Origin of the sequence: Streptomyces canus (assembly GCF_030815415.1) — a bacterium.
Classification (GTDB): Bacteria; Actinomycetota; Actinomycetes; order Streptomycetales; family Streptomycetaceae; genus Streptomyces; species Streptomyces canus_F.
In genome coordinates this window covers 4,212,430-4,233,965 of sequence record NZ_JAUSWW010000001.1, presented here as the reverse complement: position 1 = coordinate 4,233,965, position 21,536 = coordinate 4,212,430, and the positions used below count along the sequence as shown (strand labels likewise).

The following is a 21,536-nucleotide window of genomic DNA, read 5'->3' as shown; positions in this document are numbered from 1 at the left end:
CCCGCGCGGCGGTAACCGCATGTTGATGCAGGCCCGCGCCCCTGCGGGGCGCGGAGGCCGGCGTCGGTCAAGGGGCCCTGACGGTGTCCGCTGCTTGTTTCGGCGCCGATGCCGCATCCTTGAGGTGTGGAGTCTCTCGGGGACGAGTCGGTCGAGCGGAAGGGGAGGGCGCAGGGTATGAGTTCCGGCGCACCTGCTCATAACGCTTCGGTGCACAACATCGGACGTGGTGCCGCGGATGAATCGGCCGCAAGGCACCATGGACCGATGCGCGAGGACGAGACGACGGTGATCGGTGGGCTCGTTCACCGCGCCGTCGACGGGGATGAGCAGGCGACACACGACCTGCTCGCCCATGTCCACCCACTGGCGCTGCGCTACTGCCGCACCCGGCTGTCACGGCTGCCCGGCGACGCACGTCACTTCGTGGAGGACCTGGCGCAGGAGGTCTGTGTCGCGGTTCTCCTCGCCCTGCCGCGCTACCGGGACACCGGTCGCCCCTTCGAGGCCTTCGTCTTCGCCATCGCCGCGCACAAGGTCGCCGACCTGCAGCGTGCGGCGATGCGTGGTCCCGGCTCGACGGCGGTCCCGTCCGACGAGATGCCCGAGCGGCCGGACGACTCGCTCGGCCCCGAGGAGCGGGCGCTGCTCAGCAGTGACGCCGAATGGGCCAAGAAGCTGCTGGCCAACCTCCCCGAGAACCAGCGGGAGCTGCTGCTGCTGCGGATCGCGGTGGGGCTGACGGCGGAGGAGACGGGACAGATGTTGGGAATGTCACCCGGGGCGGTGCGGGTGGCTCAGCACCGGGCGTTGAGCCGGCTGCGAGCCCTTGCCGAGCAGTAGCTCCCCGAGGTTGTTCCCCGCGGTCGTCCCTTGTCTTTGTTCCTTCGGTGAACAGGCCGTACCTCAGTTCCGTACAAACATACGAAGCCGGTAGCCGGACGGAACCGTGGAATTCGGGACCCTTCCTTCCCGTTAGCATGGACATCCGCACCGATCAAGGCCATTGGGGAAGGTGTCATGACTGCAAACGTCGACGGAGTGCCTGACAAATTCGCGACACTCGGGCTGACCTACGACGACGTGCTGCTGCTGCCGGGCGCGTCGGACATGGCGCCCGACGAGATCGACACCGCCTCGTACGTCTCCAGGAACGTGCGGGTGAACATCCCGCTGCTGTCCGCCGCCATGGACAAGGTCACCGAGTCGCGCATGGCGATCGCGATGGCCCGTCAGGGCGGCGTCGGTGTTCTGCACCGCAATCTCTCCATCGAGGACCAGGCCAACCAGGTCGACCTGGTGAAGCGCTCCGAGTCCGGCATGGTGGCCGACCCGATCACCGTGCACCCGGACGCCACGCTCGCCGAGGCCGACGCGCTGTGCGCCAAGTTCCGCATCAGCGGTGTCCCGGTCACCGACCCCGGCAAGAAGCTCCTCGGCATCGTCACCAACCGCGACATGGCCTTCGAGAGCGACCGCTCCCGCCGGGTCCGCGAGGTCATGACGCCGATGCCGCTGGTCACCGGCAAGGTCGGCATCTCCGGCGTCGAGGCCATGGAGCTGCTGCGCAAGCACAAGATCGAGAAGCTTCCGCTGGTCGACGACGCGGGCGTCCTCAAGGGCCTCATCACCGTCAAGGACTTCGTCAAGGCGGAGAAGTACCCGAACGCCGCGAAGGACGCCGAGGGCCGGCTGCTCGTCGGTGCCGCGGTCGGTGTCGCCGGTGACGCCTTCGAGCGCGCCCAGGCCCTGATCGAGGTCGGCGTCGACTTCATCGTCGTGGACACCGCGCACGGCCACTCCCGGCTCGTCGGCGACATGGTCGCCAAGATCAAGTCGAACTCCGCGGGCGTCGACGTCATCGGCGGCAACATCGCCACCCGTGACGGCGCCCAGTCGCTCATCGACGCCGGCGTGGACGGCATCAAGGTCGGCGTCGGTCCCGGCTCCATCTGTACGACCCGTGTCGTCGCCGGCATCGGCGTCCCGCAGGTCACCGCGATCTACGAGGCCGCGCTGGCCGCCAAGGAGGCCGGTATCCCGGTCATCGGCGACGGTGGCCTCCAGTACTCCGGCGACATCGCCAAGGCCCTGGTCGCGGGCGCCGACACCGTGATGCTGGGTTCGCTGCTCGCGGGCTGCGAGGAGTCCCCGGGCGAGCTGATGTTCATCAACGGCAAGCAGTTCAAGTCGTACCGCGGCATGGGCTCGCTCGGCGCCATGCAGACGCGCGGCGAGCGCAAGTCGTTCTCCAAGGACCGCTACTTCCAGGAGGGCGTCGCCTCCGACGAGCAGCTGGTCCCCGAGGGCATCGAGGGCCAGGTGCCCTACCGCGGTCCGCTGCACTCGGTCGTCCACCAGCTGGTCGGCGGACTGCGCCAGTCGATGTTCTACGTCGGCGGCCGCACGGTGCCGGATCTGCAGGCCAACGGCCGCTTCGTACGGATCACCTCGGCGGGTCTGAAGGAGTCGCACCCGCACGACATCCAGATGACGGTCGAGGCGCCGAACTACAGCCGTAAGTGACCCCCACGCGCGCGTGAGTGCCGATCGAGGGCGGCCCCGGGACTCCGGGGCCGCCCTCGGCGTATCCGTCGGGGATACTGGAAGGCGCTGCAACGCATCAGGGAAAGGCCACACACGTGACTGAGATCGAGATCGGGCGCGGCAAGCGCGGCCGCCGGGCGTACGCCTTCGACGACATCGCCGTCGTCCCGAGCCGTCGTACGCGCGACCCGAAGGAGGTCTCGATCGCCTGGCAGATCGACGCCTACCGCTTCGAGCTGCCGTTCCTGGCCGCCCCCATGGACTCGGTCGTCTCCCCGGCCACCGCGATCCGCATCGGCGAGCTCGGCGGCCTCGGCGTGCTGAACCTCGAGGGCCTGTGGACGCGGTACGAGGACCCGCAGCCGCTGCTCGACGAAATCGTCGGCATGGACTCGGAGACGGCGACCCGGCGCCTCCAGGAGATCTACTCCGCCCCCATCAAAGAGGAGCTGATCGGCCAGCGCATCAAGGAGGTGCGCGACTCGGGCGTGGTCACCGCGGCCGCGCTGTCCCCGCAGCGCACGGCGCAGTTCTCCAAGGCCGTCGTCGACGCGGGCGTGGACATCTTCGTCATTCGCGGTACGACGGTGTCGGCCGAGCACGTGTCGGGTTCGCACGAGCCGCTGAACCTGAAGCAGTTCATCTACGAGCTCGACGTCCCGGTGATCGTGGGCGGCTGCGCCACCTACACCGCCGCCCTGCACCTGATGCGCACCGGCGCCGCGGGCGTCCTGGTCGGCTTCGGCGGCGGCGCGGCGCACACCACGCGCAATGTGCTGGGCATCCAGGTCCCGATGGCGACCGCGGTGGCCGACGTCGCCGCCGCTCGCCGGGACTACATGGACGAGTCCGGCGGCCGGTACGCGCACGTGATCGCGGACGGCGGCGTGGGCTGGTCCGGCGACCTCTCCAAGGCGATCGCCTGCGGCGCGGACGCCGTGATGATGGGCTCCCCGCTGGCCCGCGCGACGGACGCGCCGGGCAAGGGCAACCACTGGGGCATGGAGGCCGTCAACGAGGAGCTGCCGCGCGGCAAGAAGGTCGACCTCGGCACGGTCGGCACGATCGAGGAGGTCCTGACGGGCCCGTCGCACATCCCGGACGGCTCGATGAACTTCTTCGGCGCGCTGCGGCGGGCGATGGCCACGACCGGATACAGCGAGCTGAAGGAGTTCCAGCGCGTCGAGGTGACGGTGGCTGACTCGCAGCACAAGCGGTAGGCCGTACGACGGGAAGGGGGCCGGTCGCCCGGTGGGGCGGCCGGCCCCCTTTCACAGCCTGTGCGCCGCCCCCGTAGGCGTGGCGCCCCGCGTGTCCAGCAGCAGCTGTGCCTTCACCGACAGGCCCTGGAGGTCGTACGTCCGGTGTTGCTGGAGCAGGATTGTCAGGTCCGCGTCAGCAGCGGCCTCGTAGAGGGAGTCCGCGCGGGGGACCGGGCGGTCGAGGACGTTCCAGGAGGGAACGTGGGGATCGTGGTAGCTCACCGAGGCGCCCAGTTCCATCAGGCGGATCGCGATCTCGCGGGCTGGGGTGCCCTGTTGGTCGGCGAGGTCGGGCTTGTAGGTCACGCCGAGGAGCAGGATACGGGCGCCCCGGGCCGACTTGCCGTGCTCGTTGAGGAGGGCGGCGGCGCGCTGGACGACGTAACGCGGCATCTGGCTGTTGACCTGTTGGGCCAGTTCGACCATGCGCAGGGCGCGGCCGGTGGGGGCGCCGGTCAGGTCCTGGGGGACCGCGTGGCCGCCGACGCCGGGGCCGGGGCGGAAGGACTGGAAGCCGAAGGGCTTGGTCTCCGCGCACCGGACGACGTCCCACAGGTCGACACCCAGGTCGTGGCAGAGGACGGCCATCTCGTTGACGAGGGCGATGTTGACATGGCGGTAGTTGGTCTCCAGGAGCTGGACCGTCTCCGCCTCTCGCGGGCCACGCGCGCGTACCACCTTGTCGGTGAGGCGTGAGTAGAAGGCGGCCGCCGACTCGGTGCAGGCGGGGGTCAGGCCGCCGATCACCTTGGGGGTGTTGGCGGGCGTGAAGTCGCGGTTGCCGGGGTCGACGCGGCTGGGGGAGTAGGCGAGGTGGAAGTCGCGGCCCGCGCGGAGGCCGGAGCCCTCTTCGAGAAGGGGGCGAAGGCGGTCCTCGGTGGTGCCCGGGGGGACCGGGGACTCCAGGATGACCGTGGTGTGCGGGCGCAGGTGGGCGGCCAGGGTGCGGGCCGCGGACTCCACCTGGGTGAGGTCGAGCCCGCCGTCCGCCCCGCGCGGGGTGGGCGCGCAGATGACCGCGGTGCGCACCCGGCCGAGCTCGGCGGGGGAGGTGGTCGGCCGGAAGCCCCCCGAGAGCATCCGGCGCAGTTCGGCGGGGCTGAGGGAGCCGGGCTCGGGTCCGGTGCGGTAACCGAGCGTGGGGATGCCGGCGGCGACGGCGGCCTGGGCCAGGGGCAGTCCGTAGGGGCCGAGTCCGATGACGGCGAGATCTGCGGGCATGGCGTTGGACCGTCCTTCCCAGTAGCCGAAGCGGGACAGGTGCGCAAGCCCTGTGGACTGGACGAGCGAGCGCAATGTCAGACTAAGAGTAAATCTGACCGAAATACGAGATTGATTCCTTGTGTCTTCCCGCAGGAGTCCCTGGAGCTTTGGCCTACGTCTTGTGGAAGTTGTCCACAGGCTGGGGGTGACTGGTGGCTGAAGTCGGGCAAGGCGGTCAGAATTTGGGCATGAGGGATACGGACCGGGTCACTCCTCACAGGTGAGACCGGCGTGACCGAACAGCGGGAGGCAGCGGTGAGGACAGCGACACTGGGGCCGGCGCAGCGAGCCGAGGCGCTCGCAGCCATGGCCGAGCGCGAGCTGGACCTACTGGTGGTGGGCGCCGGTGTGGTCGGTGCCGGGACCGCCCTCGACGCGGTGACGCGCGGGCTGTCCGTCGGCCTGGTCGAGGCACGTGACTGGGCGTCGGGCACCTCGAGCCGGTCGAGCAAGCTCATCCACGGCGGCCTGCGCTACCTGGAGATGCTCGACTTCGCCCTCGTCCGGGAGGCGTTGAAGGAGCGCGGGCTGTTGCTGGAACGGCTCGCTCCGCACCTCGTGAAGCCGGTGCCGTTCCTGTACCCGCTCCAGCACAAGGGCTGGGAGCGGTTGTACGCCGGCTCCGGCGTCGCGCTCTACGACACCATGTCGATGGCCCGCGGGCACGGGCGAGGCCTGCCGATGCACCGGCATCTGAGCCGCCGCCACGCACTGCGCATCGCACCCGCCTTGAAGAAGGACGCCCTGGTCGGCGCCCTCCAGTACTACGACGCCCAGATGGACGACGCCCGCTTCGTGGCCACCCTGGTGCGCACGGCGGCGGCGTACGGCGCGCAGGTCGCCAACCGCGCCCGGGTGACCGGCTTCCTCCGCGAGGGCGAACGCGTCGTCGGCGCCCGGGTGCAGGACGTCGAGGCGGGCGGGGAGTACGAGGTCCGCGCCAAGCAGGTCGTCAACGCCACGGGCGTGTGGACCGACGACACACAGGCCATGGTGGGTGAGCGGGGACAGTTCCACGTACGGGCGTCCAAGGGCATCCACCTCGTCGTGCCCAAGGACCGCATCCATGCGACGACCGGGCTGATCCTGCGCACCGAGAAGTCGGTGCTGTTCGTCATTCCGTGGGGCCGGCACTGGATCATCGGCACGACCGACACCGACTGGGACCTCGACAAGGCACATCCCGCCGCCTCCAGCGCGGACATCGACTATCTGCTGGAACACGTGAACTCCGTGCTCGCCGTGCCGCTCACACGCGACGACGTCGAGGGCGTGTACGCGGGTCTGCGGCCGTTGCTGGCCGGGGAGTCGGACGCCACCAGCAAGCTGTCCCGCGAGCACACCGTGGCGCATCCCGTGCCGGGGCTCGTGGTCGTGGCGGGCGGCAAGTACACGACGTACCGGGTCATGGCCAAGGACGCCGTGGACGAGGCCGTGCACGCCCTCGATCTGCGGGTCGCCGAGTGCGTCACCGAGGACGTGCCGCTGCTGGGCGCCGAGGGGTACCGGGCGCTGTGGAACGCGCGAGCGCGGATCGCCGCCCGGACGGGGCTGCACGTGGTGCGGGTGGAGCATCTGCTGAACCGGTTCGGTTCGCTGGCGGAGGAGGTCCTGGACCTCATCGCGGCGGACGCCTCACTCGGGGAGCCGCTGCCGGCGGCCGAGGACTATCTGCGCGCCGAGATCGTGTACGCCGCCTCGCACGAGGGGGCGCGCCATCTGGACGACGTGCTCACCCGGCGGACCCGGATCTCCATCGAGACCTTTGACCGGGGGACGCGTAGCGCGCGGGAGGCCGCCGAGCTGATGGCGCCGGTGCTGGGCTGGGACAAGGACCACATCGAGCGGGAGATCCAGCACTACGAGAAGCGGGTGGAGGCGGAGCGGGAGTCGCAGCGGCAGCCCGACGACCTGACGGCCGACGCGGCTCGGCTGGGGGCGCCGGACATCGCGCCGCTGTAGGGCTTCCGCACGGCCCTGGATCCCGGTTCGACATCACTCGAACGAGTGTCGCGAGCCGGGATCTTCGTTCGGAATCGGCTCGTTCTACGAGGTGCGGGGGCAGAACTCGGCGGCGAGCAGGGCCGGTTCGAGGCGGGGGTCTGCGATCGCGGTCGTGTTCACGCGGAAGGTGAGGACGCGACGGCCGTCGACGGTGGCCGCGGTGCGCACATAACTGCCGGAGATCCGGCCGTTGTGCCCCCACACCGTCGTGCCGCACGGCAGCTTCGCCGGGAACAGCCCCATGCCGTACAGGCCGTGTGCGGCGCGGGTGTCGCGCATCTCGCGCAGCCGGGGCGGGGGCAGCAGTTCACCGCCGAGCAGCGCCGCGTAGAAGCGGTCCAGGTCGGCGAGCGTGGTCACCAACTCGCCGGCTGCCCCGGCGACCCGCGGATCCAGATCGGTGACATCCGATCCGTCGGTGTCGTAGGCGCGGCCGTGCGGGGTGGGGAGCGAGGTGCGGGATCCAGGGAAGGAGGTGTCCGCCAGCCCCAGCGGAGAGATGATGCGGCGCTCGGCCTCGGTCGCGTAGGAGTCGCCGGTGACCTGGGCGATGACCATGCCGAGCAGGACGTAGTTGGTGTTCGAGTAGGAGTAGCGGCCCGGGTCGGCCGGAGGGTGGGTGAGTGCGATCCGTACGGCTTGAAGAGGAGTGAGGGGGACCAGACCCTCGGTGTCCGTGGTGAAGTCGTTCAGGCCGCTGGTGTGGGTGAGCAGGGCACGCAGGGTGACCGTGCGGCCGTCGTTGCCGGCCCCGTGGACCAGGCCGGGCAGATGCCGCTCCACGGTGTCGGACAGGGACAGCCGGTGTTCTTCGGCCAGTTGGAGGACGACCGTCGCGAGGAAGGTCTTCGTGATGCTGCCGGCGCGGAAGTGGTCGGCGCGGGCGATGCCCTGTCCAGCCTCGGCGTAGCGGGTGCCGCTCTCCTCCCGGGCCAGCAGGGCGGCGGCGGGCGCTCCGCCCTCGCTGACCAGCAGCGGGAGGATCGCGTCCGTCGGGGGTGCCGCGGGTGCGGAGGAGGCGGCCGGGGCCAGGGCGAGGAGCGCGAGGGACACAGCTGCGGCCAGTACTGTCCGGAGCGGCGGCATCGTGGTCCCTCCTGGTTCCTCGTGCGGCGATCGGGGTCCTGCGGCGGTTGCGGCGGTTCCTGGTGTGGCGCCCATCATGCAGGGTGGCGGAATTCGGTCTTCCGGCGGTCTTCGGGTGGGGCGGGCTTCGTGGGGCGGGGCGTGTGTTCGTCACCCTGGTGTGAGGGTCCGTGGCGCGCCGTGTTCATGGGGGTGCGGGCGTTCGGTCCTCATGGCGGGCGGCTGGTCCGCAGAGGCACCCTGGGCGTCGGGCACTTGTCGGGTGAGGGACAATGGAGGCTCTGTCAGGGCGGGTTGTATGAGGGGACGCATGTCGGAGGCGGAGCGGGCGGGGGCATCCCGTCAGGGCAAGAGCGAACGTCTCCTCGCCGGGCGGTACCGGTTGGGAGCAGTGCTCGGCCGCGGCGGCATGGGCACGGTGTGGCGTGCCGAGGACGAGACCCTGGGTCGGATCGTCGCGGTGAAGGAGCTGAGGTTCCCCTCCAATATCGACGAGGAGGAGAAGCGGCGGCTGATCACGCGGACGTTGCGTGAGGCCAAGGCGATCGCGCGGATCCGGAACAACAGCGCGGTGACCGTCTTCGACGTGGTCGAGGAGGACGACCGGCCGTGGATCGTGATGGAGCTCGTCGAGGGCAAGTCGCTCGCCGAAGCCATCCGGGAGGACGGCTTGCTGGAGCCGAAGCGCGCGGCGGAGGTCGGGCTCGCGGTGCTCGACGTGCTGCGTTCGGCGCACCGTCAGGGCATCCTGCACCGGGACGTGAAGCCGTCCAACGTGCTGATCTCCGAGGACGGCCGGGTCGTGCTCACCGACTTCGGCATCGCCCAGGTGGAGGGCGACCCGTCGATCACCTCGACCGGCATGCTGGTCGGCGCCCCATCCTACATCTCCCCGGAGCGCGCCCGCGGGCACAAGCCGGGTCCGGCCGCTGACCTGTGGTCGCTGGGCGGGTTGTTGTACGCGTCGGTCGAGGGGGTGCCGCCGTACGACAAGGGCTCGGCGATCGCCACTCTGACCGCGGTGATGACCGAGCCGCTGGAGGAGCCGAAGAACGCGGGTCCGCTGAAGGACGTCATATACGGGCTGCTCACCAAGGATCCCGAGAAGCGGCTCGACGACACCGGTGCGCGCGTGATGCTCAACGCGGTGATCCACGCGCCCGAGCCCAAGGCGGAGCCGGAGCCGGCGCCGGACGCGACGAAGGTCGTGCCGTTGCCTCCGCAGCCCGACCGGGGTGAGGGCGGGGAGCGGTTGCGCGGGGCGTTCCGTTCCGTGCGCAAGGCGGCCGTGGCTGCGGGAGCGGCCGGTACAGCGGCTGCGGCTCGGGCCAAGTCCGGCAGCGGGACGGGCACTTCGGGCTCGTCCGGTACTTCGGGCTCGTCCGGTACTTCGGGCTCGTCGGGTGGTGCGGCGGCTTCGGGGCCGGGCACTGCTGGGACGGGTGCGCAGGCGAAGCCGACTTCTTCGTCCGGGACGGCTGTCTCGGGGTCCGGCAGCGTGGGCGGCTCCGGTGCCGGTGCCGGTGCCACTGGTGCTGGTGCCGGCTCGGGAGCCGGGGGCAACGCGGCCGGTGGCGGGCGGAGTTCGGGCTGGCCCGTGATGACGCCGCCGGATCTGCCGCCGCGGCCCGTGCCGAGGGCGCCGCTCACCGATGTGGTGCCGAAGCGGACGCTGGTGATCATCGCGGTGGTCGTGGTGCTCGCTGTGGTCGCGGTCGTGCTGGCCGTCGTGCTGAACGGTGACGGCGACTCCTCCAGGAGTTCGGCGGGCGGCGGCGCCAAGGCCTCCGCCAGCGCGAGCCCGAGTCCCTCCACCAAGGAGGACGAGAGCGGCGGCGCCCAGACGGACAGCAAGGCGACCGAGTCCGCGGGGTCCGGCGCGGCGGCGGAGAAGACGCCGAGCAGCAGCGCGACCGCGACCGGCGGTAGCGAGGCCGGGGGTTCCGTCGACGGCGACAGCGCGGCGGAGACGACGTACAAGGGCGGTCAGGGGTACTCGATCGGGCTGCCCAAGGGGTGGAAGTTCCAGACGTCGGCCTCGGCGGGGGATCGTTTCACCGGGCCTGACGGGCAGAAGCTGTTGGTGGCCTGGACGTCCACGCCGAAGGGTGACCCGGTGGCGGACTGGAAGAGCCAGGAGCGGTACATGACGCGTTCCCAGTACGACCGGGTCCGCATAGCGAAGGTGAACTACCGGGGCTGGCTCGCGGCCGACTGGGAGTTCACCTATGTCGAGGGCGGGACGAAGTACCGGACGATCGACCGGGGGTTCGTCGTCAACGACCATCTCGGATATGCGCTGATGTACACGGCGAAAGCGGCCAATTGGGGCAGTGAGCTGCGCAAGGACACCTGGCAGACCCTCGCGCAGACATTCGAACCGAAATCGTGAAGTGACCCGACCCGCGTTTGAGGCGTGAGATCTGGCATCCCCTCTTTGCGGGTTGCCTCCGGCACGTATCGTGAAGGCTTGCGGACCGTACGCATCCAACTATGGGCGGAACGGCACGCGGGGCGAACGGAATTGACCGATCCGGAGTGCCGGGGGAGGCCACGTGGACGACTATGCGGGACGGGTACTCGCCGACCGCTACCGCCTGCCGCTGCCGCCCTCCGACGAGTACGAACTGACCGAGACCCGGGCCTTCGACACCTACAGCGGTCAGGAAGTCCTCGTCCGGCAGGTGCCGTTGCCCGAGGTCGTCGAGGCGGAGGTGCTCGACGCGGAGGGGCTGCCCGACGGCTTCACCGCAAGGGACCCGCGGGACAGGGGAGTTCGGCGGTCGCCCTCGGCGCGTGCGAGTACCCGGCGCCCTGCCGACCCGGCCGTGCGGCGGGCCGTGGAGGCGGCGCAGGCCGCGGCCTCGATACCCGACCATCCACGGCTCGACCAGGTCTTCGACGTGTTCGCCGAGGGCGGGTCGCTGTGGATCGTGAGCGAGTTGGTGGCCGCGCGGTCACTGGCGGCGCTGCTGGTGGAGAAGCCGCTGACGCCGTACCGGGCGGCCGAGGTCGCCTCCGACGTCCTCATGGCCCTGCGGGTGCTGCACGCGCACGGCTGGGTGCACCGGAACATCACCGCCCGCACGGTCCTGGTCTGCGACGACGGCCGGGTGATGCTGACCGGCCTCGCGGTCGGGGCGGCGGAGGAGGCACTGTGCGGGTACGACCCGGTGCCGGCCGTGGAGGGCGACCGGGAGGTCGGTGACCGGAGCGGGGCGGGTGTCCCGGGGACTTTCGGTGGGCCGGGTGGTGCCGGCGGTCCCGTGAGCGGTGGGGCGACCGGTCTCGGCGGTGCCGCCGCCGAGGCGAGTGCCGTCGACCCGGAGGCCGCGCGGCGGGCCGCCATCGAGGCGCGGGAGGCCGGTGGGCTGCCGGGGCTCGGCGCGGACGCGGTGAACGGAACGGGTACGCCGTCGGCCGCGATCGAGCGCAGGGCCGTGGAGACCGGCGGGGACGTCCGGGCCGCGCGCGCCGGGGCGATCGCCGCGTATCGCGCGGGCGCCCGGGCCGCCGCCCGGGTCCAGGAGGCCCAGCAGAGCGGCCGCACGGCCCTGCCCGGAGCCCGGCCGGTGCCCGAGGGCGGCCCCGCGACGACGGGCGGGGGGCCGACATCGCCGTACGACTCGGGCAGCGGTGGGCTGCAGGCGCCGTACCCGATGGGCAACGGCGTCGAGCTTCCGCCGGGCGCCGAGGGGCAGTCGGCGTACGGGCCTGGCCACGGGGTTGCGTATCCGCCGGGTTCCGCTCCCCCCGGCGGTGTGGTGCAGCCCGGCCGGGGCGATCACCTCCGTTCCGGCGCCACGTCCCAGGGGCAGATAGCCGATCCGTACGGTGTGCGCGCCGACTGGCAGGGAGCGGTGCCGCGTGGTGGAGCCGCGGGCACGGCGGTGCCGGCGGCAGGGCATGGACGTAGCGCCGCCCTTCCGCCCGGCGGGCCCGATCCCGCGCCCACCCCCGGCCGTTGGGACGAGCTCGCCGCCGCGGCCCCCGCTCCCCGCGGCCCCGCCACCGCGCTCGCCGCCGAGCGGGCACGGCAGGCCAGGATGGCCGTGGTCGGACCGGTGACCGAGCGATGGGCGCCGGAGCAGGCCGGGCCGGTGCACGAGAACTGGCAGTTGGCCGCGCCGATCGGGCCCGCCACCGACCTGTGGGCGCTCGGCGCGCTGCTCTTCAGGGCCGTGCAGGGGCACGCGCCCTACCCGGAGGAGTCGACGGCCGAGCTGGTGCAGATGGTGTGCGCCGAGCCGCCCGCCTTCGCCGAGGAGTGCGGGCCGCTGCGGCCGGTCGTGGAGTCGCTGCTGCGCCAGGACCCCACCGAGCGGCTCGACTTCGAGGAGCTGCGGGGCTGGCTGCGGTCGCTGGTGCGGTCCGCGCCCGAGCCCGAAGCGGGCGCGCATGTCGTCGCCGCGCCGCCCCTCGACTCCACCCGGCTGCCCGTCGTACGACGGCGGGGCGAGCTGGTGCGCCGACGGCGCGCCCGGCTGCCCGCGACCAGTGCGCACGGACGGCACAAGCGGGCCAAGCAGGGCAGGCAGGAGGTGCAGCGTTCGCCGCGCCGGCTCGGGCGTACGTTGCTTCTGCTGGTGCTGCTGCTGATGGCCGCGGTGATCGCGTACGCCGTGCTGTTCATGCCCAAGGCCGCCGACTCGACGGGCGGCGCGGGCGACACCGACCGGACCGGTTCGGCCGGCGAGGTCAGCGAGGCGCCCGCCAGCAGTGAGCCGCGGCCCGACCAGAACTCCCCGAAGGCCAGCCCTTCCGAGTCCGTGGAGCCGCAGACCACCAGCCCGGACGTCGCCGACGGCTTCACCCTGCGTACGGACTCCGCCGGTTTCCGTGTCGCGGTCGCGAGCGGCTGGGACCACACGCCCAAGAACGGCCGCGGTCAGGTCGTGTACGCGCACGGCGACTTCGACCTGATCGTCGTACCCGGAAGGGACAGCGCCGACGAGTACGGCGAGGACCCCATGGCGTACCAGCGGGAGGACGAGCGCGAGCTCCAGCCGTACCGCGACTCCAGCTGGGCCAGCGCGAGCGGGCTGAGGACGATCCAGGTGGGCGGGCAGACCATGGCCGAGGGGCAGTTCACCTGGACCGACGACGCGGGGCGCGAGCTGTTCGTGCGCAATCTCGCGATGCTCGTCGACGGGAAGTACCACGTGCTGCAGGTGCGCGGGCCGGAGGCGGAACGGGACGAGGTGACGCGGCTGTTCGAGCAGGCGTCGGCGACGTACGAGATCACCGGCTGAACTGAGCCCGGTCACGCCGGGTGACGGTTGCTTCCGGTCGTCGAAAGCGACAACTGTCACAACCGCGAAACCTTGGCACCCCCGTGGTTCCCCGCACCCCGCCCGGTCCCTAATCTGACCCTGTCAAGAACATTGCGGGGCAACGTGAATCAGATGCAGGGCCTGCTTCTCGCGGGTCGTTACCGGCTTGCCGACACCATCGGCAGCGGCGGTATGGGCCGTGTGTGGCGTGCGCATGACGAGGTGCTGCACCGGGCCGTCGCCATCAAAGAGCTGACCGCTGCCCTGTACGTGTCCGAGAGCGACCAGGAGCGGCTGCTCCATCGCACCCGCGCCGAGGCCCGCGCGGCCGCCCGGATCAACCACTCCGCCGTCGTCACCGTGCACGACGTGCTCGATCATGACGCCCGCCCGTGGATCGTGATGGAGCTGATCGAGGGGCGTTCGCTGGCCGACGCCGTCAAGGCGCAGGGGCGTATCGAGCCGGCCGAGACCGCGCGGATCGGACTGTGGGTGCTGCGTGCGCTGCGCGCCGCGCACTCCGCCGGGGTGTTGCACCGCGATGTGAAGCCCGGCAATGTCCTCCTCTCCCATGACGGGCGCGTCCTGCTGACCGACTTCGGTATCGCGCAGATCGAGGGCGATACGACGATCACCCGCACCGGAGAGGTCGTCGGCTCCGTCGACTATCTCGCCCCCGAGCGGGTCCGTGGCCATGATCCGGGCCCGGCCTCCGACCTGTGGGCGCTCGGCGCGACGCTGTACACGGCGGTGGAGGGCCGGTCACCGTTCCGCCGCACCTCGCCGATCGGCACGATGCAGGCCGTCGTCGAGGAGCAGCCCGCCGAGCCGGTCAACGCCGGTGTGCTGGGGCCCGTCCTCGCCGCGCTGCTGCGCAAGGATCCGGCCGAGCGGCCCAGCGCCGCGGAGGCCGAGCGGATGCTCGCCGAGGCGGCGGAGGGGCGAGTGCCGGGTGCGGCGCAGTCGTACGCGCCGACGGGGCAGCCGGGGTACGACACCTCCGGGACGGGGATCGGCACCGGTACCCGCCCGCAGACGGTCGCCGCCACGCCGTATCCGCCGGTGACGATCGGTCCCGCACCCGTGCCCGCCCCGCCGAAGCGACACCGCCTGCGTACGTTTTCCCTGGTCGTCGCCCTCGCGGCGATCGTCGGCGGGGGTGTGGCGGTCGCGTTGCAGCAGTTCGGTGCGGGGAGCCCCGGCACCTCCGCCGCTGCCTTGCCGACTCCGAGTACCGGCACCAGTGCCGACGCCACACCGAGCGAGGAGGGCGGCCCCGGGGAGGTTCCCGCGGGATGGGAGCGGCGCAACGACCCGGTGGGGTTCAGCATCTCCCTGCCCAAGGGGTGGCAGCGGTCCGTCTCCATCGACCAGGACGGCCTCCAGCAGGTCGACTACTCGCCCGACGGCGGCAAGCACCTCGTGCGGGTCGCTGTCGACATCGCGCCGGACTTCAGTAGCTCGTACGACCACATGAGCGAGCTCAGCGATCAGCTCGCGCGGCGGTTCGGGGACTACGAGCAGTTGACTCTCAAGCAGGAGCTCTTCCGTGACCAGCCGGGCGCCCGCTGGGAGTACGCATGGACCGCGCAGGCCAAGGACGCGCCGCACTACTTCCCGGGGCCGTACCGCGCGATCGACGTCGGGTACATGGACCGTGACGGAACCGAGTACGCGATCTACGCTTCCTCGCCGGCCGCCGACTGGGCCACCACGAGCCGGCAGTTCACGTGGATGCTGCGGAGCTTTCAGCCGAAAACCTCCTGACAACTTGGCCGGTCAGCACCCCGGAGGGGATCCGTCCGGCGCGGCATCATGGGGCGCATGGGGACCCCGGGAGACAACTTCCGTGTCATAGCGGGCCGTTATCGCCTGGAGGTCAGGCTCGGGCGGGGCGGCATGGGTGTCGTGTGGCGGGCGACCGATCTGCTGCTCGGGCGGCGGGTGGCGGTCAAGGAGATCTCCCTCGACGAGACGCTGTCCGAGGCCGAGGCCCGGTGGCAGCGCGAGCGGACCCTGCGCGAGGCGCGGGCCGTCGCACAGCTCAGGCATCCGCACATCATCGTCGTCCATGACATCGTCGAGCAGGACGAACGGCCCTATCTCGTCATGGAATTGATCGACGGCGGCTCCCTCGCCGACCGGATCGCCGGGCACGGGCCGGTGGTGCCCGCCGAGGCCGCCCGGATCGGCGTCGATCTGCTCGGCGCGTTGCGCGCGGCGCACGCGGCCGGGGTCCTGCACCGGGACATCAAGCCCGCGAACGTCCTGATGGAGGCCGGCACCGGCCGGGTCGTCCTCACCGACTTCGGCGTCGCGCAGGTCGCGGGCGCCACCACGCTCACCGAGACCGGGTCCTTCGTCGGCTCGCCCGAGTACACCGCGCCGGAGCGGATGACCGGGACGGGGACCGGGCCCGCGTCCGACCTGTGGTCGCTGGGGGCGCTGCTGTGCACGGCGGTGAGCGGTGAATCGCCGTTCCGGCGCGACTCGTTGAGCGGTGTCCTGCACGCGGTCCTCGCCGCTGAGATACGGCCGCCCGCGCAGGCCGCGCCGATCCTGCCCGTCGTACGAGGGCTGCTGGAGCGCGATCCGGCACGGCGGCTGGACGCGGAGTCGGCCGAGCGGATGCTGCGGGCCTTCCTGGAGACAGGGCGCCTGCCCGTCTCCGAGCGGCGTTCCCTGCGGGGTGTGCTGACCGCCGTGGTGCTGGTCGCCGCGATGGCGGGGGCGGGGGTGTCGGGGGCGGCGCTGATCATGCATCAGGAGGGAGGCGGGGACGGGCCCACACCGTCACCTTCGCCCCCGTCCGTCAGTGTCTCCGCCAGCGAAAGTCCCTCGGTGCCGAAACCTTCCTTCTCGCGGACCGGCTCCGAGTCCGAGAGCCCACAGCGAGCTCACCTAAAAGGGAGATAAGCGACCTCCCGAGTCACGGGTCTGTGACCGCGACGCCCTCTGAGTGGATTCGGACGCTGCTGGCGCGATATGAACGGACCCATGAGCAACAACGGGGGAGCCCCTTACGGGTCCGACGAGCCAACGAGTTTTGGTCTGCAACCGCCGAACCCGCCCGCGGCCGTGCCGCACCCGGACAACCCGTACGCGGCGCCCACCCAGGTCGTACCGCACCAGACGGCACCCTCCGCGCCTGAACCGGAGCCGGGTACCGGCCGGTTGATCGGTGGTCGTTACCGTCTGCTCGCCAAGCTCGGGCACGGCGGCATGGGTACGGTCTGGCGCGCCAAGGACGAGACGGTGGACCGCGAGGTCGCCGTCAAGGAGCCCCGCGTACCCGACCATCTTCCCGAGCGCGAACGCGCCAACGCGTTCGAACGCATGCGCCGCGAGGCGCGTGCCGCGGCCCGGCTCGACCATCCAGCCGTTGTGAACGTGCACGACGTCGCCGTCGTCGACGGCCAGCCGTGGATCGTCATGGAGCTGGTGCACGGCCGTTCGCTGGGCGACGCGTTGCAGGAGGGCACCCTCGGGGCGAGGGAAGCGGCGCGAATCGGCCTGGAGGTGCTCGGCGCGCTGGAGGCCGCGCACGCGGCGGGCATCCTGCACCGGGACGTCAAGCCGGACAACGTGCTGCTCGGCCGCCATGACCGCGTCGTCCTCACCGACTTCGGCATCGCCCAGATCGAGGGCGAGACCAATCTGACCGACACCGGCGGCTTCGTCGGCTCGCCCGAGTACATCGCGCCGGAGCGGGTGCTGGGGCAGCGGCCGGGACCGGCGTCGGACCTGTGGTCGCTCGGTGTCGTCCTGTACGCGGCCACCGAGGGCGTCTCGCCGTTCCGCCGCAGCAACACGCCGGCCACGCTCCAGTCGGTCCTCAACGCCACGCCCGCCGTTCCGGCCTCCGCCTCCGGTCCGCTGGCCGACGTCATCACCGGCCTGCTCCAGAAGGACCCCGCGCGTCGCCCGAACGCGGCCCAGGTGCGGGCGCTGCTGGAGACGGCCGCCCGTCCGCCCGCTCCGGCGCCGACGCAGGTCGTGCAGCTCGCGGAGGGCGCTCCGAAGGGCGGTGTGCGGCTGGGCCGCAAGTCGCTGATCGGGCTCGGTGCCGCGGTCGTCGCGGCCGCGGTGGCGGCGTATCTGGTGATCGCGGACCCGTTCGCCGGGCCGCTGCCGGACGGCTGGACGACGAAGAAGGTGAAGGACGTCGCCGCGACGCTGGCGGTGCCCCACGCGTACCAGGAGGACGTGCCCGACCGGAAGACGGACGAGGCGCACTGGGTCACGTACACCGACTACAGCGGCAGCATCTGGATCGGGCTGAGGCTCGACAGGAAGGCCGAGGACTCGAACAACACCATCGCGGGCTCGGCGGCCGCGGAGATGTACGAGGACGACAAGAAGTTCAAGGAGAACGGCGAGTACGAGCTCGGCATGCCGGAGAACCCTGAGACGGACACCGATGACGCGGTCACGTACCAGGGGAAACAGGCCGCCAAGAACACGATCACGTACATCACCGACGACAGCCAGAACCCCCGCCCCCGCGAGATGCAGATCTTCTACTACAAGACCTCCAAGGGCGACATGTACAAGCTCACCATCAGCTACCCGGGCAAGGGCGACTTCACGAAGCGGGGGCAAGAGGTGGCGAGGACGACGATCGCGAACCTCGACGTGGACGTGCTCTGACCCGCGTCGACAAGCAACCGCCCCACAAGGTACTGATGGGGCATGAGCAACGACCGGGGCGGCACCAGCCCGAAGGGCCGACTGATAGGCGGCCGTTACCGTCTGGCCGAGCGCATCGGGTCGGGCGGCATGGGCACCGTCTGGCGGGCGCACGACGAGCTGGTGGACCGCGAAGTCGCCGTGAAGCAGCCGAGGTTGCCCGGTGACCCGGAGGACGAGGCCCATCAGCGGGCCTCTCACCGGCTCTACCGGGAGGCCCGTGCCGCCGCCCGGGTCGACCATCCCGCCGCCGTGTCCATCCATGACGTGGTCGTCGAGGACGGGCTGCCCTGGATCGTCATGGAGTGGGTGCGCGGGGAGTCCCTGCACGAGGTGCTCCGGCGTGGGCCGGTCGCCCCGGCCGAGACCGCCCGCATCGGCCTGGCCGTCCTCGGCGCCCTGCGCGCCGCGCACGCCGTCGGGATCGTGCACCGCGATGTGAAGCCCGCCAACGTGCTGCTCGGGCCGCACGGCCGGGTCGTCCTCACCGACTTCGGCATCGCGCATGTCCAGGGCGAGGAATCCCTCACCGTCAGCGGCGAGTTCGTCGGCTCCATCGACTTCATCGCTCCCGAGCGGATGTCCGGTCGGGGCGCCGGTCCGCCCTCCGATCTGTGGTCCCTGGGCGTCCTGCTGTACGCCGCCGTGGAGGGCGAACCGCCTTTCCGGCGTACGACGCTGGAGTCCACCCTCGCCGCGATCCTCTCCTTCGACCCGCCCGAGCCCAAGCGGGCCGGTCCGCTGAGCCCCCTGATCAGCGGGCTGCTGGGGAAGGAACCGGATCTGCGGCCGGACGCCGAGGAAGCCGCCAAGATCCTGGAGGCGGCGGCGGAAGGGTGGCCGGTACCGCCGCTGCACGCCACTCCGGCGCCCCAAGTGCCGGATCGAATAACAGAGTTGGGCGAGGACTCCGGAACCGTACGCCTGCGGGGACCGCAACCCGAGCCCGTACCGGAGCAGCCGGACACCACCGTCGTACCGACGACGTCGCCACGCAGGCCCCACCTCCTGCGGCGCCCCCTCCCGGCCGCCCTGCTCGGGGTCGCTCTGGCCGGCGGCGCCTGGCTCGGCACGTCCTACTTCCTCGCCGAGCCCGAGCCCGCCGCTGTGACCGAGCCGACGTACACCTCGGCCCCCCTCGCGCCCGCCGCCACCGACATCGCCGACGAGCCCTGGGACAAGCACCCCGAGAAGGCCCTGAAGGCCACGCTCGCCGTCCCGAGCCGGTACGGGGAGACCCACCGGCAGGGCAGCGCCACCGACCAGCCGCGGATGGTGATCTACGGGGAGGGCGGCATCGACCTCCGCCTCAGCCTGTGGGACCAGCCCAGCACCACAGCCATGGGCCGGGCGGACCAGCAGAAGAGGTCCTGGGCGACGCACGCGGAGGCCGAGACCCGGCTCACGGAGACCAGCTTCGGGGGCGAGTACGCCGTACAGGCCGACACCACCTACGACGACGCGGGCGACGACCCGACCCGGGTCATGCAGCTGTCCGTCATGACCGACGACGGCCGTCTCTACGAGCTCCGGGTCGACATGCCGAAGGGGACGGCGGCCGAGAAGGAGGGCATGGCGCTGTTCAAGGCGGCCCGTGACCGGCTCGTGATCGAAAAAGGGTGAGCGGCTGGTGATCGACACCGAACAACGCGCTGATCAGCGGCTTTTGCGCCAGTGATCACTGGCGCCGTGTGAGTACTCCGTGAATCCCGATTACCGACGGGTACCCAAAGCCTCCGCTCCGGCATACCCTGCGCGTCATGACGGACTCGAAGGCTTCGGCTCAGGCCACCAACCCCCTCGCCCCCGCCCCTGAGGGCGCCCGGACCGCCGCCGACGTGGTCACCCCGGAGCTGATCGCCCAGCTCACCAAGGGTGTGGTCGGCTCCGGTCGGACCGCCAACCACACGCCGTTCACCGGCGAGAAGCTGGCCGACCTGCCCGAGTCGACGCCGCAGGACGTCGAGAAGGCCTACGCGGCGGCCCGCAAGGCACAGGCCGTGTGGGAGCAGACGCCCGTACGACAGCGCGCCGCCGTGCTGCTCCGCTTCCACGACCTGGTGCTCGCCCGCCAGGCCGAGGTCCTCGACCTCATCCAGCTGGAGACCGGCAAGGCCCGTCTGCACGCCCACGAGGAGGTGCAGGCCGTCGCGGTCGCCGCCCGCCACTACGGCCGCAGGGCGCCCTCCTATCTGCGGCCCAAGCGGCACGCGGGCGCCATGCCGACCCTCACCAAGGTCACCGAGCTGCGCCACCCGCGGGGCGTGGTCGGCCAGATCGCCCCCTGGAACTACCCCCTGGAGCTGTCCGTCGGCGACGCGCTCCCCGCCTTCGTCGCGGGCAACGCGGTCATGATGAAGCCGGACACCGAGACCTGCCTGACCGCCCTGTGGGCGCGTGACCTGCTGATCGAGGCCGGGCTGCCCGCCGACGTCTTCCAGGTCGTCCTCGGCGAGGGCCCCGTCGTCGGCCCCGAGGTCGTCCGGCACGCCGACTACGTCTCCTTCACCGGCTCCACCCGCACCGGCCGCGAGGTCGCCCAGGGCGCCGCCGCCCGCCTCATCGGCGTCTCGCTCGAACTGGGCGGCAAGAACGCGATGCTGGTCCTCGAGGACGCCGACATCGAGAAGGCGGCGGCGGGCGCGGTCCGTGCCTGCTTCTCCTCCGCCGGTCAACTCTGCATCTCCATCGAGCGGTTGTACGTCCACGAGTCGATCGCCGACGCCTTCCTGGAGCGCTTCGCCGCCCGCACCAAGGCCATGCGGCTCGGCAAGTCCCTCGCCTACGGCGCCGACATGGGCTCCCTCGTCGGCGAGCGCCAGCTGGAGACCGTCACCCGGCACGTCGAGGAGGCCGTCTCCAAGGGCGCCAAGGTCGTCGCCGGCGGTGTCGCCCGCCCGGACATCGGCCCGTACTTCTTCGAGCCCACGATCCTGGACGGCGTGACCGAGCCCATGGCGATCTGCGCGGAGGAGACCTTCGGCCCGGTCGTCTCCATCTACCGCTTCAAGACCGACGACGAGGCCGTCGCGCAGGCCAACTCCACGTCGTACGGCCTCAATTCCTCGGTCTGGACGAAGGACGGCAAGCGCGGCCGCGAGGTCGCCGCCCGGCTGCGCACCGGCACGGTCAACGTCAACGAGGGCTACGCGCCCGCCTACGGCAGCGTCCAGTCCCCGATGGGCGGCATGAAGGACTCCGGGCTCGGCCGCCGCCACGGCTCCGAGGGCATCCTCAAGTACACGGAGGCCCAGACGGTGGCCCAGCAGCGGCTGCTGCCGATGGCGCCGTCGCTGGGCATGAGCGACGAGGCGTACGCCCAGTTCATGAGCCGCAGCCTGCGCCTGATGAAGGCGTTCCGGTTCCGCTAGGACCGACCCGCACCGCACCACACGCTGAAGCACTGCACGCT

At 71.4% G+C, this 21,536-nt stretch carries 13 protein-coding genes; 11 read left to right on the top strand and 2 right to left on the bottom strand.

Going from position 1 to position 21,536, the window contains the following annotated elements:
* Positions 1-177: 177 nt before the first annotated feature.
* From QF037_RS19375 to QF037_RS19365, 3 genes are all read left to right on the top strand, one after another.
* The gene (locus tag QF037_RS19375) at positions 178-843 is read left to right on the top strand and encodes a sigma-70 family RNA polymerase sigma factor (protein ID WP_373463753.1); all 666 of its coding nucleotides are present in this window, start codon (positions 178-180) and stop codon (positions 841-843) included.
* A 177-nt stretch (positions 844-1,020) separates the two neighbouring features.
* A complete protein-coding gene (gene guaB / locus QF037_RS19370) occupies positions 1,021-2,526 on the top strand; it encodes an IMP dehydrogenase (protein ID WP_307026972.1) in 1,506 nt (501 codons plus the stop codon).
* Between the two features lie 116 nt (positions 2,527-2,642).
* The gene (locus QF037_RS19365; RefSeq protein ID WP_307026970.1) at positions 2,643-3,767 is read left to right on the top strand and encodes a GuaB3 family IMP dehydrogenase-related protein; all 1,125 of its coding nucleotides are present in this window, start codon (positions 2,643-2,645) and stop codon (positions 3,765-3,767) included.
* A gap of 51 nt (positions 3,768-3,818) precedes the next feature.
* Here QF037_RS19365 and QF037_RS19360 read toward each other — a convergent pair whose 3' ends face one another.
* Positions 3,819-5,030 (bottom strand): nucleotide sugar dehydrogenase, encoded by a 1,212-nt coding sequence (locus QF037_RS19360; protein ID WP_307026968.1) that lies wholly within the window; start codon positions 5,028-5,030, stop codon positions 3,819-3,821.
* 297 nt (positions 5,031-5,327) lie between these two features.
* On the opposite strand from QF037_RS19360, the gene QF037_RS19355 reads away from it, so the two are divergent.
* On the top strand, positions 5,328-7,034 hold the full coding sequence (locus QF037_RS19355; RefSeq protein WP_307026966.1) for a glycerol-3-phosphate dehydrogenase/oxidase: 1,707 nt from the start codon (positions 5,328-5,330) through the stop codon (positions 7,032-7,034).
* A gap of 84 nt (positions 7,035-7,118) precedes the next feature.
* Here QF037_RS19355 and QF037_RS19350 read toward each other — a convergent pair whose 3' ends face one another.
* Positions 7,119-8,162: a serine hydrolase domain-containing protein gene (locus tag QF037_RS19350; protein WP_307026964.1), complete on the bottom strand. Its 1,044-nt coding sequence runs from the start codon at positions 8,160-8,162 to the stop codon at positions 7,119-7,121.
* 310 nt (positions 8,163-8,472) lie between these two features.
* Between QF037_RS19350 and QF037_RS19345 the strand changes: the two genes are divergently transcribed.
* The 7 genes from QF037_RS19345 to QF037_RS19315 all read left to right on the top strand — a co-directional run bounded on the left by QF037_RS19345 (position 8,473) and on the right by QF037_RS19315 (position 21,495).
* Positions 8,473-10,554 (top strand): serine/threonine-protein kinase, encoded by a 2,082-nt coding sequence (locus tag QF037_RS19345; RefSeq protein WP_307026962.1) that lies wholly within the window; start codon positions 8,473-8,475, stop codon positions 10,552-10,554.
* A 163-nt stretch (positions 10,555-10,717) separates the two neighbouring features.
* The gene (locus QF037_RS19340) at positions 10,718-13,414 is read left to right on the top strand and encodes a protein kinase (RefSeq protein WP_307026960.1); all 2,697 of its coding nucleotides are present in this window, start codon (positions 10,718-10,720) and stop codon (positions 13,412-13,414) included.
* A 153-nt stretch (positions 13,415-13,567) separates the two neighbouring features.
* Positions 13,568-15,202 carry a serine/threonine-protein kinase gene (locus tag QF037_RS19335; RefSeq protein WP_307026958.1) on the top strand — a complete coding sequence of 545 codons (1,635 nt, stop codon included), beginning with the start codon at positions 13,568-13,570 and terminating at the stop codon, positions 15,200-15,202.
* 57 nt (positions 15,203-15,259) lie between these two features.
* Positions 15,260-16,351, top strand: coding sequence for a serine/threonine-protein kinase (locus QF037_RS19330; RefSeq protein ID WP_307026956.1), 1,092 nt, complete (start codon positions 15,260-15,262; stop codon positions 16,349-16,351).
* Positions 16,352-16,432: 81 nt separating this feature from the next.
* A complete protein-coding gene (locus QF037_RS19325; RefSeq protein WP_307026954.1) occupies positions 16,433-18,085 on the top strand; it encodes a serine/threonine-protein kinase in 1,653 nt (550 codons plus the stop codon).
* Between the two features lie 42 nt (positions 18,086-18,127).
* Positions 18,128-19,747, top strand: a complete 1,620-nt coding sequence (locus QF037_RS19320) for a serine/threonine-protein kinase (protein ID WP_307026952.1) — start codon at positions 18,128-18,130, stop codon at positions 19,745-19,747.
* A 137-nt stretch (positions 19,748-19,884) separates the two neighbouring features.
* Positions 19,885-21,495, top strand: a complete 1,611-nt coding sequence (locus QF037_RS19315) for a succinic semialdehyde dehydrogenase (protein WP_307026951.1) — start codon at positions 19,885-19,887, stop codon at positions 21,493-21,495.
* Positions 21,496-21,536: the final 41 nt, after the last annotated feature.

What these genes read in the sequence shown, in the direction of transcription:
- QF037_RS19375 (WP_373463753.1), top strand. Translation starts at nt 178, where the DNA reads ATGAGTTCCGGCGCACCTGCTCATAACGCTTCGGTGCACAACATCGGA.
- guaB (WP_307026972.1), top strand. Translation starts at nt 1,021, where the DNA reads ATGACTGCAAACGTCGACGGAGTGCCTGACAAATTCGCGACACTCGGG.
- QF037_RS19360 (WP_307026968.1), bottom strand. Translation starts at nt 5,030, where the DNA reads ATGCCCGCAGATCTCGCCGTCATCGGACTCGGCCCCTACGGACTGCCC.
- QF037_RS19350 (WP_307026964.1), bottom strand. Translation starts at nt 8,162, where the DNA reads ATGCCGCCGCTCCGGACAGTACTGGCCGCAGCTGTGTCCCTCGCGCTC.
- QF037_RS19345 (WP_307026962.1), top strand. Translation starts at nt 8,473, where the DNA reads ATGTCGGAGGCGGAGCGGGCGGGGGCATCCCGTCAGGGCAAGAGCGAA.
- QF037_RS19335 (WP_307026958.1), top strand. Translation starts at nt 13,568, where the DNA reads ATGCAGGGCCTGCTTCTCGCGGGTCGTTACCGGCTTGCCGACACCATC.
- QF037_RS19330 (WP_307026956.1), top strand. Translation starts at nt 15,260, where the DNA reads ATGGGGACCCCGGGAGACAACTTCCGTGTCATAGCGGGCCGTTATCGC.
- QF037_RS19325 (WP_307026954.1), top strand. Translation starts at nt 16,433, where the DNA reads ATGAGCAACAACGGGGGAGCCCCTTACGGGTCCGACGAGCCAACGAGT.
- QF037_RS19320 (WP_307026952.1), top strand. Translation starts at nt 18,128, where the DNA reads ATGAGCAACGACCGGGGCGGCACCAGCCCGAAGGGCCGACTGATAGGC.
- QF037_RS19315 (WP_307026951.1), top strand. Translation starts at nt 19,885, where the DNA reads ATGACGGACTCGAAGGCTTCGGCTCAGGCCACCAACCCCCTCGCCCCC.